Origin of the sequence: Bifidobacterium thermophilum (genome assembly GCF_002846655.1) — a bacterium.
Taxonomy (GTDB): Bacteria; Actinomycetota; Actinomycetes; order Actinomycetales; family Bifidobacteriaceae; genus Bifidobacterium; species Bifidobacterium thermophilum.
Genome location: NZ_PCGX01000001.1, coordinates 79131 through 94847, shown reverse-complemented (window position 1 = coordinate 94847; position 15717 = coordinate 79131). Strand labels below are relative to the sequence as shown.

The 15717-nt window shown below is 60.2% G+C and carries 11 protein-coding genes and 2 tRNA genes; 5 read left to right on the top strand and 8 right to left on the bottom strand.

The genetic code is table 11. From position 1 onward, the window contains the following. The first annotated feature begins 171 nt into the window (after positions 1–171). Positions 172–936, top strand: a complete 765-nt coding sequence (locus CQR48_RS00340) for a carbonic anhydrase (RefSeq protein ID WP_101451579.1) — start codon at positions 172–174, stop codon at positions 934–936. 126 nt (positions 937–1062) lie between these two features. Then, a complete protein-coding gene (locus tag CQR48_RS00335; RefSeq protein WP_101451578.1) occupies positions 1063–2442 on the top strand; it encodes a hemolysin family protein in 1380 nt (459 codons plus the stop codon). Positions 2443–2494: 52 nt separating this feature from the next. Here CQR48_RS00335 and CQR48_RS00330 read toward each other — a convergent pair whose 3' ends face one another. Together CQR48_RS00330 and CQR48_RS00325 are read right to left on the bottom strand one after the other, a co-directional pair. Continuing rightward, entirely contained in the window at positions 2495–3187 is a 693-nt protein-coding gene (locus CQR48_RS00330; RefSeq protein ID WP_484785001.1) for a M48 family metallopeptidase, read from the bottom strand. Positions 3188–3312: 125 nt separating this feature from the next. Then, positions 3313–3999, bottom strand: a complete 687-nt coding sequence (locus tag CQR48_RS00325) for an SOS response-associated peptidase (RefSeq protein WP_026650582.1) — start codon at positions 3997–3999, stop codon at positions 3313–3315. 137 nt (positions 4000–4136) lie between these two features. Here CQR48_RS00325 and CQR48_RS00320 point away from each other — a divergent pair. Together CQR48_RS00320 and CQR48_RS00315 are read left to right on the top strand one after the other, a co-directional pair. Beyond that, a tRNA-Ile gene (locus tag CQR48_RS00320) sits at positions 4137–4210 on the top strand. Between the two features lie 44 nt (positions 4211–4254). Next, positions 4255–4327: transfer RNA gene (locus CQR48_RS00315), tRNA-Ala, on the top strand. Between the two features lie 264 nt (positions 4328–4591). Here the strand turns inward: CQR48_RS00315 and mscL are convergent. Beyond that, the gene (gene mscL / locus CQR48_RS00310; RefSeq protein WP_015449545.1) at positions 4592–5059 is read right to left on the bottom strand and encodes a large conductance mechanosensitive channel protein MscL; all 468 of its coding nucleotides are present in this window, start codon (positions 5057–5059) and stop codon (positions 4592–4594) included. A gap of 371 nt (positions 5060–5430) precedes the next feature. Between mscL and gdhA the strand changes: the two genes are divergently transcribed. Beyond that, positions 5431–6777: an NADP-specific glutamate dehydrogenase gene (gdhA, locus tag CQR48_RS00305; protein WP_101451576.1), complete on the top strand. Its 1347-nt coding sequence runs from the start codon at positions 5431–5433 to the stop codon at positions 6775–6777. Between the two features lie 116 nt (positions 6778–6893). Here the strand turns inward: gdhA and CQR48_RS00300 are convergent, their stop codons facing one another. The 5 genes from CQR48_RS00300 to gyrB form a co-directional block, all read right to left on the bottom strand. Beyond that, positions 6894–8096, bottom strand: coding sequence for a VanZ family protein (locus CQR48_RS00300; RefSeq protein ID WP_101451575.1), 1203 nt, complete (start codon positions 8094–8096; stop codon positions 6894–6896). Between the two features lie 214 nt (positions 8097–8310). Continuing rightward, on the bottom strand, positions 8311–9417 hold the full coding sequence (locus CQR48_RS00295; RefSeq protein WP_244898854.1) for an alpha/beta hydrolase: 1107 nt from the start codon (positions 9415–9417) through the stop codon (positions 8311–8313). A gap of 687 nt (positions 9418–10104) precedes the next feature. After that, a complete protein-coding gene (locus CQR48_RS00290) occupies positions 10105–10614 on the bottom strand; it encodes a DUF3566 domain-containing protein (RefSeq protein WP_015449541.1) in 510 nt (169 codons plus the stop codon). A 141-nt stretch (positions 10615–10755) separates the two neighbouring features. Next, positions 10756–13443 carry a DNA gyrase subunit A gene (gene gyrA / locus CQR48_RS00285; RefSeq protein ID WP_101451574.1) on the bottom strand — a complete coding sequence of 896 codons (2688 nt, stop codon included), beginning with the start codon at positions 13441–13443 and terminating at the stop codon, positions 10756–10758. A 123-nt stretch (positions 13444–13566) separates the two neighbouring features. Further along, positions 13567–15606: a DNA topoisomerase (ATP-hydrolyzing) subunit B gene (gene gyrB, locus CQR48_RS00280; RefSeq protein WP_026650581.1), complete on the bottom strand. Its 2040-nt coding sequence runs from the start codon at positions 15604–15606 to the stop codon at positions 13567–13569. Positions 15607–15717: the final 111 nt, after the last annotated feature.

Sequence of the window (15717 nt, the reverse complement as noted above, 5' to 3'; positions counted from 1 at the left end):
AAGCCGATGATGGCAGGAGTCACGCTACCGTAACCGGTTGGCGAGATTGCCGGTTGGGCGGTTGCCGTCATCCCACCGGATGCATATGGGTTGGGCGCATAGAATCCGCTCAGCCACGGCATCGTCGAATCTGCGATACGATGGCAACGCACATCACAGGCAGGAGGCCACATGGCAGACCAGACATTCAATGACGACCCCCAACACGAACCGACCGCAACCTCCACGTGGAGCCGTCTGCTGGCCGGCAACCGGCGTTTCGCCCAAGGCAAGATGACACACGCCTGGCAGGACCGTGAAACCCGCGAATCCCTCATCGATTCTCAACGCCCCGACGCGGCCGTACTGTCTTGCTCGGATTCCCGGGTGCCGCCGGAAATCATCTTCGATGCCGGTCTCGGCGACATGTTCACTGTCCGCACCGCAGGGCAAATCATTGACGACAGCGTGCTCGCATCGCTGGAATACGCCGTGGACAAGCTGCATGTCAGTCTGCTGGTCATTCTCGGCCACCAGCATTGCGGCGCGATCCAAGCCGCGGAGCAGCAGCTTGGCGTGTTGGCGTCGCGCGTGAGGCACGGCGATGATTCGTCTGAAACTGCGCAATCACTGGCTTCCGTCATCGATGACATCGAAGCGATGGGTGATGCGCAGGCCGCAGAAAGCGTGCAAGATCAACTGGAAGAATCCTTGGAACATCTGGTCGCCGAAGCGACTTCCCCGATTGTGCGGTCAGTCGGCCCGTCCGTCCTCCAAGCATATGAAGCGCAATTGCGCAATCACGAGGATATCGAACGCGTGCATATCGCCCATACCATCGAGGAACTGGTCGATCGTTCGCAGCTGATCCAGCAAGCCCTGGCGGATGAGCGCCTGATGCTTGTCGGAGCACGCTACTGCATGGATACCGGCCTGGTGGAAGTGTTGAGCTTCTAGCGAACCCCGTGATTCCGGATTCAAGCTCCACGCCGACCGCCTGGATTGCCGCGGCATTCCCACTCGTCAGCGTCGGTCACGCGGCAGGATTGCCGCTTGACCGACGCTTCTTCTAGAGTGGAAGGCATGTCGTCACTGTGGTTGAATGTCCTGCTGATCTTTGTGTTTCTCGTGCTCGGATCGGTGTTTTCCGGCACAGAGCTGGCGCTGGTGAGTCTGCGCGGTTCGCAGCTCGACCAGATGGAGCAGGAAGACGCGCGAGGAGCACGGGTCGCACGCATCGCACGCGACCCGAACACCTTCCTGTCCACTGTGCAGCTCGGCGTCACCCTATCTGGATTTCTGTCGGCATCGTTCGGCGAATCGGCGATTTCCCCGATGATTGTGCCTGTCGTGGTCAGCTGGGGCATTCCGCAACATATCGCCGCTCCGGTGACCACTATCGTGTTGACGCTGATTATTTCGTACTGCTCGATCGTCATCTCTGAAATGGTGCCGAAACGCATCGCCATGCAACGCACTGAGCAGATCGCCCGCGCGGTCGTGCCGGCGATTGACGTGTTCGCCAAGATCTGCAAGCCGATTATCTGGTTGATTGGCAAGAACACCAACGGTCTGGTCCGTCTGCTTGGCTTCGACCCAAACGAGACGGAAAGCGAGGTTTCCGATGAGGAGCTGCGCGTGTTGGTCAACACCAATACGCGGCTTGGCAAGGACGAGCGCACAATCCTGGACGATGTGTTCGATGCCTCCGAAACGATTGTGGCCGAGGTGATGCGGCCGCGCGCCGATGTCATCTTCCTCGAGGGCGATATGACCATCGAGGATGCCGCCGCCTACGTGCGCGAAATGCCATATTCGCGTTACCCGGTCACCGGCAAGGATTTCGACGACGTGCTTGGCTTCGTGCACGTGCGCGACCTGCTGGATGTGCGCGACCCGCATGCGAAAACCGTGGCGGATATCACCCGTGAAGGCATCTCTCTGCCGGGTACGTCGAAGCTGCTGCCCAGCCTTGAGCTGCTGCGCAAGAGCGGTATCCACCTCGCTGTGGTCATTGATGAATACGGCGGTACGGACGGCATCGTGACCCTCGAGGATATGACCGAGGAGCTGGTCGGCGATATCCACGATGAATATGATCTGCCGGAAACCAAGGACGGCAAGACCGCGCCGGACACCGCGTTTGTCAACGGCGTGGCGACGATCGACGGCGGAATGACCATTGAGGATTTCGCCGATCTGACCGGTATCGAACTTGAAGACGGCCCGTATGAGACGGTCGCCGGGTATTTCCTCGCGCACACCGGGAAAATGGGCGCTGTGGGTGATGTTCTGCACTCCGATGATGGCTACGACATGATCGTCACAAAAGTCGACGGGCGGCGGATTGAGACCATCGACGTACGCAAAAGCGGCTCGCCCGGCCATGTGGATATCGCAGATAGCGGAAAGGCCGCGTCGGAGACCGGCGAATCGCACGACAGCGATACGGCGGCCCACTGATCATTTCGAGAGCGACCGGTCCGGAGAACACCACCTCAGGCAATCGCCGACATCACAGCACGGCGTAACGGTTGAGTTCACGGCGCAGATCGCGCCAGTCAGGCAGGAACCGGTCCATCAACTGCTGGAACCGTGGCCCGTGGCCGCCCACCCACAGATGGGTCATCTCATGAACCAGCACATACTCAAGGAACCGTGGTTCCATGAGTCCCAACTGAAGATTGAGCCGAATCCGCCCTGTCGCCGGGGTACATGATCCCCATCGCGACCGCATGATGCGAAAAGTGATCCGTGTCGGCGAGCGCCCAATCACACGCGTCCAATGGTCCAGCAGCGCCGGGAGCTGCCATTCGAGCGATTGGCGGGCACGTCGCTGTACATCGGCAGTCCACACGGTCACGGAGTCACGGCTACCGATGTTGCGGTTGCCGGTATCGCGACTACCGATTCCGGATGAATCCTGCTCACCCACGCTTGGTTGTCTTCCCGTTTGATCGTTCAGGTGCTGCGATTGGCCTTCCGGGTGTTCCTCGCCCGTCGCCCCACAGACAAGCCGCATCGTATCGCGCTGCATCCGCTGGATTTTGCGTTGCTGGGCGCGAATCCACGTCTTGCGCGTGCTGACGAACGTCTCGACGGCCTCCGTGGATATCCGTGTGGGCGCCGTCACCCGGATGTCGCCGTTCGGCGGCTGAACGCGCAGATACATGTTGCGAATCGGCTTGCGGATTACCGTGACCGTCATCCCGCCGATATCGATGATGTCCGTCGAAGTGACGCGTCTTGATGTGCGGCGTCGGTAGGTCACGGCATGGTCCTTTCTGTTCCCTGTATGCAGCCACAGAGCCGGTGGACGCTATGGCCCGGCTATCAGAAGCGCAGCATCATCTCATCATACGGCTCGGTGAGTTCCGGCCCATCGCCATGCAATGGCGCGACCTCGTGACTTGCGAGCAATGACTGCGACAGCCGAGCCCCATACGCGGACGCCTCTGGGAGAATCTTGTCTCCGGAAACGCTGCGATCGAGCCATTCCTGTGCGTGTTGCGGATCGCAGAGCACCGGCATCCGGTCGTGGACCTGGGCGGCGATACCGACCGAGTCACGTGTCAAAATGGTTGCGGTGAGCAGCCAAGTGGCATTCGCCCGTTCCCGTGACAGCCACCAGGAGTATAGCCCCAGCAGTAGCAACGGCCGATTGTCTTTGGCGTGGAAGTAGTAGGGTTTGCGTTCCGCCGTCCACTCGTAGTAGCCGGATACGGGGATGATCGCGCGATTATGCCGCGCGGCCTGCGCGAAGGTCGGCCTATCGAGCGCTGATTCAATGCGGGCGTTGAACGTGGGATAGGGGAGTTTCTTCGATTCGGCGGTGGGCGGAATGAGTGACCAGTAGGCGGATGCGAGATGATTGACCCCATGCGCGTCCTGCCCGATGACGGCGATGGTCTGCGTGGGGCTGACATTCCATGATTTCCCGGGCAATCCGGCGGATGGTTGCGCGTGCAGTATCTGCGCAATCTCTGGGTAATCAAGCTCCGCGGCGAATCGTCCACACATGCCCATCAGCGTAGTCGACACCGAAGAAGTGCGAGCGGTACCGCATTCCGCACACAACGACACGCCGGATACCCATGGGTTGACGGAAGTCTCAAATATGGTACTATATCTGCTTGTGCGCTTTTAGCGTACGGATCGGGCCCGTAGCTCAGGTGGTTAGAGCGCATCCCTGATAAGGATGAGGTCGGAGGTTCAAGTCCTCCCGGGCCCACGTCGAAAAATCAAGCGGCTCGTGGGCCGCTCTTTTTTTCACATGGGGCTATAGCGCAGCTGGTAGCGCATCTGCTTTGCAAGCAGAGGGTCGCCGGTTCGAACCCGGCTAGCTCCACAGCAAACCCCCGGAACCCTGAATTCGGCAGAGTTCCGGGGGTTTATCATCTTTCCCACGTCTTCCATCCCAGAAACTAGCTACGCACAACCGCCGCCTATCGAATCCCCACCTTCTGCCGACGCTGACAAGGCTCTCAGCGTCGGCAGAAGCAGGCGGGGGCGACAGTTCCAGTACACCTGCTGCCTACCCCCACAAACCAGCTACGCAAGCGGGCACGCAAGCGTAACCAGTTTGGGAAAGTCAGGTCTCAGGTCTCGGGTGTCAGCGCACGCCAGATGGCATGTCAGAGGTGTTGTCGCCACCCTGCTTGGCAAGCTGGTCGCGGATTTCGCGCAGCAACAGCACGGTCTCTTCCTCGCTGCTCAGCTTCTTTTCCTGCTCTTCCTTGGCCTTGGCGTCTTCCTCACCCTTGGCCTTGGCAATCAATGCCTCGGACATATCCCGCAGCTTATTGATCGGCACCAGAATGCAGAAGTACACAGCCGCCGCCACAATCAGGAAGTTCAGTACCGCGCTGAGAATCGCGCCGAAGGACACGGTCGCGCCATTGAAGGTGAACGCGAGCAGCCCGTCCATATTCGGCTTGCCAAAGATCATGGCGATGAGCGGGTTGATTAGGTTGTTCACAATGGAATTCACCACAGCGGTGACCGCGGCGCCCATCACCACGCCGACAGCCATGTCGATCATGTTGCCGCGTGCGATGAATTTCTTGAATCCGTCTATCATTCTTGTTCTCGATTCATATGATTGCTGATTGTGATTGTCGATTGATGGCCATACTGACCAACTATTGGTGATTGTCCGTCGACAGGCGTTGAACATGCCTATTCGACAGGTGACACGCCGTCGGCGTCCGCCAAGGAAGATGCAGTCGACGTGGGGCTAAAACAGCTCTGCTTGGTATCGTACCGTCCGGTATCCATGAATCGACATCGCGACACGCCTGAGAAATCCCGATTTGCCTTGTAGCCACGCCGGAATCGTCGTCTGCCGCCTGTCCAAGGGGCGGAAAACAGCATCCGCGGTCTTGCCGGCCCATGCACCCGCGCTTAGAATAAAACCGTCTTATCAATAACCCGACCAATGAGGGGAGAGCTATGCTCACTGAAGAGTATGTCAAGCGCGTGTATGCGCAAGTGGAACGCCGCGACGGCGACCAGCCTGAGTTCCTGCAGGCCGTTCGAGAGGTGTTCGAAAGCCTGGAGCCGGTTGTCGCCAAGCATCCGGAATATGAGCGCAACGGTGTGCTGGAACGGTTCGTCGAGCCGGAGCGTGTAGTGAAGTTCCGCGTTGCATGGATGGATGATGAAGGCCGTGTCCAGGTGAACCGCGGCTACCGCGTGCAGTTCAACTCCGCAATTGGCCCGTACAAGGGCGGCCTGCGCTTCCACCCGACGGTCAACGAGTCCGTCATCAAGTTCCTCGGCTTCGAGCAGATTCTTAAGAACTCCTTGACCGGCCTGCCGATGGGCGGCGGCAAGGGCGGTTCCGATTTCGATCCGAAGGGCCGTTCCGATGGCGAGGTGATGCGCTTCTGTCAGGCGTTCATGACCGAGCTGCAGCGTCATATCGGCCAGTTCACTGATGTTCCGGCAGGCGATATCAATGTCGGTGCTCGCGAAATCGGCTATCTGTTCGGCCAGTACAAGCGCATCCGCGACGAATATTCCGGCGTGCTCACCGGCAAGGGCTTGGAATTCGGCGGTTCGCTGGCACGCACCGAAGCGACCGGCTACGGCCTGTGCTACTACACGCAGGAGGCGCTGCGCGTGCTGCGCAACGATTCCTTCCAGGGCAAGACCGTGGTCGTCTCTGGTTCCGGCAATGTCGCGATCTTCGCGATCGAGAAGGCGCAGCGTCTGGGCGCGAAGGTCGTCACCTGTTCCGATTCCAACGGCTATGTCTACGACCCCAAGGGCATTGACCTCGATGTGGTCAAGGACATCAAACTCGGTCACCGCGGCCGTATCAAGGAATACGCCGAGCGCGTGCCCGGTTCCGAATACCATGAGGGCTGCCGTGACGTGTGGACCGTCCCGTGCGATATCGCGCTGCCGTGCGCCACGCAGAACGAGATTGACGGCGAATCTGCCCGCACGTTGGTGGACAACGGCTGCACGGTTGTGTGCGAAGGCGCGAACATGCCCAGCACGCCGGAGGCGATCGCCGTGTATCAGGGCGCGAAGCTGCTGTACGGCCCTGCAAAGGCCGCCAATGCGGGCGGTGTGGCTGTTTCCGGCTTGGAGATGAGTCAGAACTCGTATCGGCTGAGCTGGACCTTCGACGAAGTCGATGCCAAGCTCAAGCAGATTATGGAGGATATCGTGGCGAACTCCCTGGACGCCGCGAAGGAATACGGCCGTGAGGGCGACCTGATGCTGGGCGCGAACGCCGCCGGCTTCGTCAAGGTCGCAAACGCCATGGTCGCACAGGGCATCTTCTGACACGTTCCCCGCTGTCTGTCTGCGCCGGCAGGTCGTCTGACACAACAGACAGCGGGGATTTTCATTCGGTTCCTGTCTGGGAATCGCCGATTTTGCCCGCTATTGCGCTGATTTCGCTACTGCCAGTTCTGGGATAGGGGCGACGCCGGTGCGTTGACGGCGTTCTCAGTAAGAGCAGTGACAGTAGCGCCGTCAGCATCACCAGCATCTTCGGCATCACCGACGCCATCGGCATCCGCGCGCTCCGATTCGGCATCACCCGGAACATAATCCCAAGGCATCTGCTTGAATATCAGCGCGAACACCGCGACCGCGATGATCAGCAACCCACTGTGTGTGTCCTTCTGCAGCAGCGTGAGCAGGAACCATCCGCCGATAATCGTTGTACGGATCGTATAGAACAATACCCGTTGCCATCCGTGGCGTTCACGGGTTTCCATACTCATGTGGGTGAACATGCCTCCGAGTGTCTGCCCGCGGTGCGTCGCCGGAATCCACAATTCGAATATCAGGAATGATGCCATGCCGAGCACGGTGACTATGGTGTTCAACGATTCGACGTGGATGACGGCACTTGCCAGCTGGAACGTCCCGTCGGGCAGCGGCTTGGCGATGGCGTGGAACAGCCAGACGACAATAATGCCCAACGGGTAGTATCCCAAGATCACCATGATCATATCGATTGCGAAAGTCACCCCGCGGTGCACAATGCCGGGCCGGTGGTTGATTTCCGCACGGTCAACCGGTTTTGGCGGCCACCGCCGGTCGCACAGCTTCGCGATGCCGTACCCGACGAGAGCGCCCAAGGTATTGGTCAGCAGGTCATCGACATCGAATTGCCGATACGAGCACGGGTAGATACCCCAAAATCCACTCAGCTGCGTCAATTCGATTGCCAGTGACAGCAGAAAACCGACGATGACGGTATGGCCGATATTGCGCCGCAGGAACCGCATAAGCAGGAATCCGAGCGGCATGAACAGCACGATGTTGAGCAGCAGCTGCATCACCGCCGATACTCCGCCGGTGGCGACGTCCTGAATGAATTCAAGCGGGTTGAGCTGCGGCGAAAGATGATGTGTGGCGCAATACCGGTCCGGTTCGTCCGGCATCGGGTACTGCGTGAAGGTGAGCAGACCGGCCACGTACAGCACGCTCAGATACGAGCCGATGGTCGAGGCAAGCCGCAGACGGTGCTCGTGATGGTAGAGCAGCGCCAGAATCGGCAGGGTCAGGAACGCTGAAATGAACGGCCAGAGCAGCAGCGCAATCAGCAGCGGTGTGCCGAAGGTCTTGGCGTACAGGGTTACGATACTCATCGTGCAACAACACTAGCGCAAGGGCTGGGGGATATCTTCCAAGCGGCACGGCGATTCCTGAGAGCATGCCGACAGATGCATCCGGTGAAAAATCAGAGTTTCGCCAAGGCTTCATCCACCCATTTGGTGGGAATGACACGCCGCCACGCCATCATCGACGCCCACATGGTGACGATGCGGAAATACTTGCGCCGCGCATCCGGCTTGGACATGCTCAAATCATGCAAACCGCCACGAATCGTCGCCAGCGCGACCACATCGCCCAGATGCAGCGCTGCCTGACGGATTGCAGTAATGTCCAGCACACTGTGGCTTCGCGCATACCTTCATCCCATGTGGATTGCAGCATCATTGACTTGTCCGAAGTACATACAAGGACCGGGATCTGGATGTCAAGATTCTTCGCAATCTCGTCCTGCCCGTTGTAGATTGCCTGCATCCAGCCTGCCCGCGTGAGAAATTCAACACCAGGATTGAGCGGGTGGTCAAGATAGTCCCATTCGCCTCCGGTCGACCGTTTGATGCACCGGGCATAGAATCCCGGGTCGCGCATCGGCATCACGGTTTTGCCGCCGCGCAGCCGATACATCTGCACGACCGGCGTGGACAGCAAGCGGAACATGCGGTTGCCTTGCAATTCAAGCCAAGGGGAATTCAGCGCGAGTGCCTCGACATGGTGAGGATGTTCGGCGTTGACCCACAACGAAGCGCTCAGCCCGCCTTGGGAATGGGCGATCATCAGAATGCGGACATCCTTGCCTTGCTCTTTGACGATCTGGTCACGCAAGGCGTTGAATTCCAGACGATATTCGTGCAAATCCTCGATATATCCGGGGGTCTGGTAGGGACGGTAGGATCGCCCGAATTTGCGCAAATCCACGGCGTAGAAGGGGATTCCCAGCGATTCCCAGTATTCGGATGCGTGCCGGCGGTAGAAATAGTCGTTCCACCCGTGCACGTACATGATGGCCAGACGATGGCCGCGCACGCTGAAATGCCAGCGCCGCCACCGTTCTTGCAAGGTGAGTTTCGACGGGTCCTTGCGCACGAAGGTTGCTACAATCTCGCCCTCGGCGTCCTCACCGAGGTGGACGGTGGCCTGTTGATACCCTTCGAGCACGGAATCGGGCTTCCACGGGTCCACGTAGGAGTAGGAGGCCTGCGGGTCTTTCGAGGATGATTCCATCGAAGATGATGCCGTCGGAGATGATGCCGTTCGAGTGGCCAATGCACTGTCCGACAACACCGCCGCGGAGGTGTTGCCCGTTGCAGCTGCATTATCCGGGATACTGGACACTGGGGGCTGTCCGGTATTCGACATGGTAGCCTCCTTGTTCGTATGACCTGCTCTTCGGTCATCTTACGCAGGGCACGATGACGTTCGCCGTCGGCATGTCCCGCTAGCCGTTTAAGCAATCACGTGTTCCGAGGAACGTTGCGGCCGTAGGCGTGTCAGGGACATTCCATGCAAGGTGACCGCACTGCTAGCATCTTGCTTGTGGTCGTAGGGCGTGTCAGTCATTGAATCTGTGTTCCGTGTTTTCCCCCGCCATCGCGAACGCGAACTGGGCCGTCATGGCACCAAGGTGGTGTCAGTTGCGTATGCCAGGACATACGCCGAGCCCCGGAAACAAGCGCCCAGCAGCCCGGATATGCCGCCGACACGATGCTACGCATGCCCAGACATACGCGACTCAGCAAATACCAGAAGACTCCGTCATCTCTCTACGCCCTCCATTCGATTACGCATGCCCAGACATACACAACCCGACAGATGTCAAAGGATTCCATCACCCCTCTGAGCCTTCCGCCCGGTCACGCATGCCAGCGCATACATCACTTGACGGAACGTTTCCAACAATACCTTTGGCTCGGAAATGCCCGACAAACCGACAAACCATTGCCCCCAAGACCGCATTACCCTAGGCCGCATATACGATCAGGGGCGGCCCGGAGTACCGGAACCGCCCCTGATCGGCTGAAAAGACCATGGATATGGGAATGGCTGTCAGTCGTCACCCAAAGTCACGTGGACGCCGCCGACAAGCGAGCTGACCACGTTATACAGCAGCGCGAAAATCGTCGCCAGCAGAGTGAACAGCACCACGCCGATGATGGCGAGGATGGTCACCGTGCTCAGCACCGTGCTCAGCGAGAGCACGTCGGCGAGGTTGAATCCGCTGGAATCAAGGCCTGTCGAAGAGACGATCTGCGTGACCTGGTCGAACACGCCCGCCATGTTCAGCACCAGCCACAACAGCGCCGCCGCCACAATCTGAATGATGCCTCCGGCCACACTGAGCAGGAAGGTGACCTTGGCCACCGACCAAGCGTCCACTCGTGTCAGGGACAGGCTCATACGCCGTGCGCGCGGCGTATGGTGCCGACGCTTGTTCGCAGCTGCGGCACGCGCCGCAGACGGCATCGGTGCCTCGTTGCCGGTACTGATCGGCTGGTTCGAGACGGTCCTGCCTACGCGTGGTTCGCGGCGCCCCTCGTCGTCGACGTATTCGCTCATTGTTTCTCCTTGGACGTTCCGACTGCCTTCGCCTGATTAGTGAACCTACCAGTGTTCGGGGACGATTGCCGCTCTGATGGCAAGGTCTGCACACTATCCGACGGGCCGCGCCATGGTATTTCGACGCGGCCCGCCGCCAGTTCACTGCTGCGCGCCTTGTGCGGCCGTGGCCTCATCCGCGTGCTGATCGTGCTGATCATGCTGATCGGCATCGGTCTGGTCGTTCTCGTCGTCGTCATCCTTCTCGGCGTTGCGCGCGATGGCGAGAATTTCGTCGCCCTTGTCGGGTTTGGCGAAGGTCACGCCCTGCGTGGTTCGGCCGGTCCGCTTGACTTCGGACACATCCGAACGGATGACCTTGCCGGACTTCATGATGGCCATGACCTGGTCGTCTTCGCTGACCACGAGCGCACCGACAAGTGAGCCGCGGCCTTCCGCCAGTTGCAAGGCCTTGACACCGAAGCCGTTACGGCCTTGCAGACGATATTCGCTGATGGCCGTGCGCTTGGCGAAGCCCTCGTTGGTGACCACGAACAGATCCTTGTCGCTGTCACCCCAGATGACGTCCATGGACAGCAGTTCATCGCCGTCACGGAACTTCATGCCCTGCACGCCGGCGGTCTGGCGACCCATCGGACGCAGCTGCTCGTCGTCCGCACGGAACTTGAGACTCATACCGTGCTTGGAGACGAGGATAATGTCGTCCTCCGGGTTGCACAGCGCGGCGCCGATCAGCTCATCGGTCGGCTCCCCGGTCTCGGGGTCAGCGGCCAATCGCACTGCAATCAGGCCGCCCTGGCGAGGCGAATCATATTCGGCGAGGCTGGTTTTCTTGACCTTGCCGGACCGCGTGGCAAGCACCAGATACTTGGCGACCTCGTAATTCGGAATCGACAGCACCGCCTGGATGGTCTCGTCGGGGGCGAACTGCAGCAGGTTGGCCACATGCTGGCCCTTGGAATCCCTCGACCCTTCGGGCAACTCGTAGGCCTTGAGCCGGTAGACGCGACCCTTGTTGGTGAAGAACAGCAGCCAGTTGTGCGTGCTGGTGAGGAAGAAGTGGTCGACCACGTCGTCCTCGCGCAGCTTGGCGCCCTTGATGCCCTTGCCGCCGCGGTGCTGGGCACGGTATTCGTCGGCCTTGGTTCGCTTGATGAAGCCGGAATGGGTGACCGTTACGACCACGTTTTCCTCAGCGATCAGGTCTTCGACGTTCATCTCGCCCGAATACGGCAGGATGCGGGTGCGGCGTTCGTCACCGTACTTCTCGACGATTTCGTCAAGCTCGTCGCCCACAATCTGACGCTGGCGCTCCGGCTTGGCGAGAATGTCGTTGTAATCGGCAATCTTGCGCTGCAATTCCTCGTGTTCGTCGAGGATCTTCTGCCGTTCGAGCGCGGCGAGACGGCGCAGCTGCATCGCGAGGATCGCGTCCGCCTGCACATCATCGACGTCCAGCAGATCTTTGAGGCCTTCACGGGCGGTGTCCACGTCCTTGGAGGAACGGATGAGGGCGATGACCTCGTCGATCATATCGAGGGCCTTGAGATAGCCCTGCAGGATGTGGTCGCGCTCTTCGGCCTCACGCTTCAAATACCGGGTACGGCGTTCGACGACGTCGAGCTGGTGGGAGACCCAGTGGCGGATGAACGCATCCAGGCTGAGCGTGCGCGGCACACCGTCAACCAGGGCGAGCATGTTGGCGCCGAAGGTCTGCTGCAGCTGGGAATGCTTGTACAGGTTGTTGAGCACGACCTTGGGGACAGCATCGCGCTTGAGTACGAGCACCAGACGCTGGCCAGTACGGCCCGAAGTCTCGTCTCGCATGTCGGCGATGCCTTGGATCTTGCCGTCACGCACCGCCTCACGGATGGAGACGACCAGACGGTCCGGGTTGACCTGATATGGCAGTTCGGTAACCACCAGGCACATACGCCCGTTGATTTCCTCAGTGTTGACCACGGCACGCATGGTGATCAGGCCTCGGCCGGTGCGGTATGCCTGTTCAATGCCCTTGTGGCCGAGAATAGTCGCGCCGGTCGGGAAGTCCGGCCCCTTGATTCGTTCGATCAGCGCGTTGAGCAGCTCCTCGCGGCTTGCTTCCGGGTGATCGAGCGCCCAGTGCACGCCGTCCGCCACCTCGCGCAGGTTGTGCGGCGGGATGTTGGTGGCCATGCCGACGGCGATGCCGGCGGAACCGTTGACCAACAGGTTCGGGAAACGGCTCGGGAGCACGGTCGGCTCTTGGGTCTTGCCGTCGTAGTTGGGCACGAAATCGACGGTGTCCTTGTCGATGTCGCGCACCATTTCCATGGCAAGCGGGGCCATACGGCATTCGGTGTAACGCATGGCGGCCGCCGGGTCGTCGCCCGGGGAGCCGAAGTTGCCCTGACCGTCCACAAGCGGATAGCGCATGGACCACGGCTGGGCCATACGCACAAGCGTGTCGTAGATGGCGGCGTCGCCGTGCGGGTGGTATTTACCCATAACGTCGCCGACGACGCGGGAGCACTTGTTGTAGCCGCGATCCGGGCGGTATCCGCCGTCGTACATCGCGTAGATGACGCGACGGTGGACCGGCTTCATGCCGTCACGCACGTCCGGCAACGCGCGTTCCACGATGACGGACAGTGCGTAGGCGAGGTAGGATTCGCGCATTTCCTGCTGCAAATCAATCGGCTGGACGCGCTGGCCTTTCATCAGGCCGTAATCGGTGTTGTCGGCTTCCTGCGGGCTCAACGGCTCGTGGTTGTTGTCCAGCCCGTTGAGCTGGTCGTCATTGCTCGACCCGCCGTCTTCCGGGGTGTTGGTGTTGTTTTCGTCTGCCACGGTAGATCCTTCGTGTTCTTGTCCATCCTCTTCGGATGGCTAGCCTGATGCACGGCTAGTGATAAAGTGTGCTGGTTTCCGTGCCGGAATCCTTGGAAAACCGCGGATTCCGGCGTTGTACGGTCACGCGTCGATGAATCGTGCGTCGTGCGCGTTGCGCTGGATGAACAGGCGCCGGGGCTCGACCTCGTCACCCATCAGCATGGAGAAGGTCTCGTCCGCCTGTGCCGCGTCCTCGATATGGATTTGCTTGAGAATACGGTGGTCGGGGTCCATGGTGGTTTCCCACAGCTCCTGATAGGTCATCTCGCCCAGACCCTTGTAGCGCTGAATACCTTCGCCCTTCGGCAGCTGGCGACCGGACTCCTTGCCCTCGCGCAGCACGCGGTCGCGTTCGGCGTCCGTATATACGAAGGAGTGCGGCCCCTTGGTCCACTTGATGCGGTACAGCGGCGGCATGGCCACGTAGACGTACCCGGCGGTGATCATCGGCCGCATGTAGCGGAAGAACAGCGTCAGGTTCAGCGTGGCGATATGCGCGCCGTCGACATCGGCATCGGCCATGATGATGATTTTGTGGTAGCGCACCTTGCTCACGTCGAAGTCTTCGCCGTAGCCGCCGCCGATCGCGGTGATCAGCGACTCGATGGTGTCGGACTTGAGCATGCGGTCGATGGATGCGCGCTCGGTGTTGAGGATCTTGCCTCGAAGCGGCAGGATCGCCTGGGTAATCGGGTTGCGTCCCTGGATGGCGGAGCCACCTGCGGAATCACCCTCGACGATGAACAGCTCGCATTCCTCCGGATTGTTGGACTGGCAGTCCTTGAGCTTGTCCGGCATACCGGCGGATTCGAAGATCGACTTGCGCCGGGTCGATTCGCGGGCCTTCTTCGCGGCGATACGGGCGCGGGAGGCCTCGATCGCCTTCTGGATGATGCTTTTGGCCTCGGCAGGGTGTGCGTCGAACCAGTCGCCGAGCTTGTCGGTCATCACACGCTGTACGAAGGTCTTCGCTTCGGAGTTGCCGAGCTTGGTCTTGGTCTGGCCTTCGAACTGCGGGTTGGTGAGCTTGACGGACACGACGGCGGTCAGGCCTTCGCGCACGTCATCGCCGGAGAGGTTGTCGTCCTTCTCCTTGAGAATGTTCTTCTCGCGCGCATACCGGTTGACAAGCGTGGTGAGCGCCGCACGGAAGCCCTCCTCATGGGTGCCGCCTTCGGTTGTGGAGATGGTGTTGGCGAAGGTGTGCACGGATTCGGAGTAGGCGGTCGTCCATTGCATGGCGATTTCCGCGGAGATGCCGATTTTGAGGTCTTCGGCCTCGAAATCGATGACCTCCTCCTCGATCGGGTTGGTCTTGCGGGTTTTGACCAGATAGGCCACGTAATCCTTGATGCCGTGCTCGTAGCAGTATGTCACGGAACGATGGAGTTCCTCGACCGGGTTGTCGCCGTCGCCGGTCACTTCGTCGCCCGCCTGGTCAATCTCACGCAGGTCGGTCAGGGAGATGCGCAGGCCGCGGTTAAGGAAGGCCATCTGCTGGAAGCGCGAACGCAGGGTCTCAAAATCGTAGACCGTGGTTTCGAAGATCTTCGGGTCGGCCCAGAAGGTCACGGAGGTGCCTGTCGATTCGCCGTCCTCCATGGGCTTGCCTTGGGCGAGCGGTGCCGTCGGATGCTGGTCGATGTACGTCTGGGTCCAATGGAAGCCCTGACGACGCACCTCGATCTCCATACGCGTGGACAGCGCGTTGACCACGGAGATGCCTACGCCATGCAGACCTCCGGAGACCGCGTAGCCGCCGCCGCCGAACTTGCCACCCGCATGCAGCTTGGTCATAACCGTCTCAACGCCGGAGACACCTTCGCCCGGCACGATGTCGACCGGGATGCCTCGGCCGTCGTCCACCACGCGGATGCCGTTGTCCGGCAGAATGGTCACTTCGATATGGGTGGCGAAACCGGCCAAGGCCTCGTCCACTGAGTTGTCGACGATTTCGTAGACCAGATGGTGCAGGCCTCGCGGACCGGTCGAGCCGATGTACATGCCCGGGCGGATACGCACCGCCTCAAGCCCTTCCAGCACGCGCAAATCACTGGCGTCGTAATGGTCCGGCGACAGCGAATCGTCAAGCTGGGCATTCTCGAGCTTGTCGTTGGCGATGGCGTCGTTGACCTTGTCGTTGAGTTCGGCCTTGGATTCATTACCTGTCTGCGATGGTACCCCGCCCTGCTCGGGCGCAGCATTGTTCAGCGAATCAGCTTCAGCGTCTGC

What these genes read in the sequence shown, in the direction of transcription:
- CQR48_RS00325 (WP_026650582.1), bottom strand. Translation starts at nt 3,999, where the DNA reads ATGTGTGGACGATTCGCCGCGGAGCTTGATTACCCAGAGATTGCGCAG.
- CQR48_RS00290 (WP_015449541.1), bottom strand. Translation starts at nt 10,614, where the DNA reads ATGAGCGAATACGTCGACGACGAGGGGCGCCGCGAACCACGCGTAGGC.
- gdhA (WP_101451576.1), top strand. Translation starts at nt 5,431, where the DNA reads ATGCTCACTGAAGAGTATGTCAAGCGCGTGTATGCGCAAGTGGAACGC.
- CQR48_RS00300 (WP_101451575.1), bottom strand. Translation starts at nt 8,096, where the DNA reads ATGAGTATCGTAACCCTGTACGCCAAGACCTTCGGCACACCGCTGCTG.
- CQR48_RS00330 (WP_484785001.1), bottom strand. Translation starts at nt 3,187, where the DNA reads ATGACGGTCACGGTAATCCGCAAGCCGATTCGCAACATGTATCTGCGC.
- mscL (WP_015449545.1), bottom strand. Translation starts at nt 5,059, where the DNA reads ATGATAGACGGATTCAAGAAATTCATCGCACGCGGCAACATGATCGAC.
- CQR48_RS00295 (WP_244898854.1), bottom strand. Translation starts at nt 9,417, where the DNA reads ATGTCGAATACCGGACAGCCCCCAGTGTCCAGTATCCCGGATAATGCA.
- CQR48_RS00335 (WP_101451578.1), top strand. Translation starts at nt 1,063, where the DNA reads ATGTCGTCACTGTGGTTGAATGTCCTGCTGATCTTTGTGTTTCTCGTG.
- CQR48_RS00340 (WP_101451579.1), top strand. Translation starts at nt 172, where the DNA reads ATGGCAGACCAGACATTCAATGACGACCCCCAACACGAACCGACCGCA.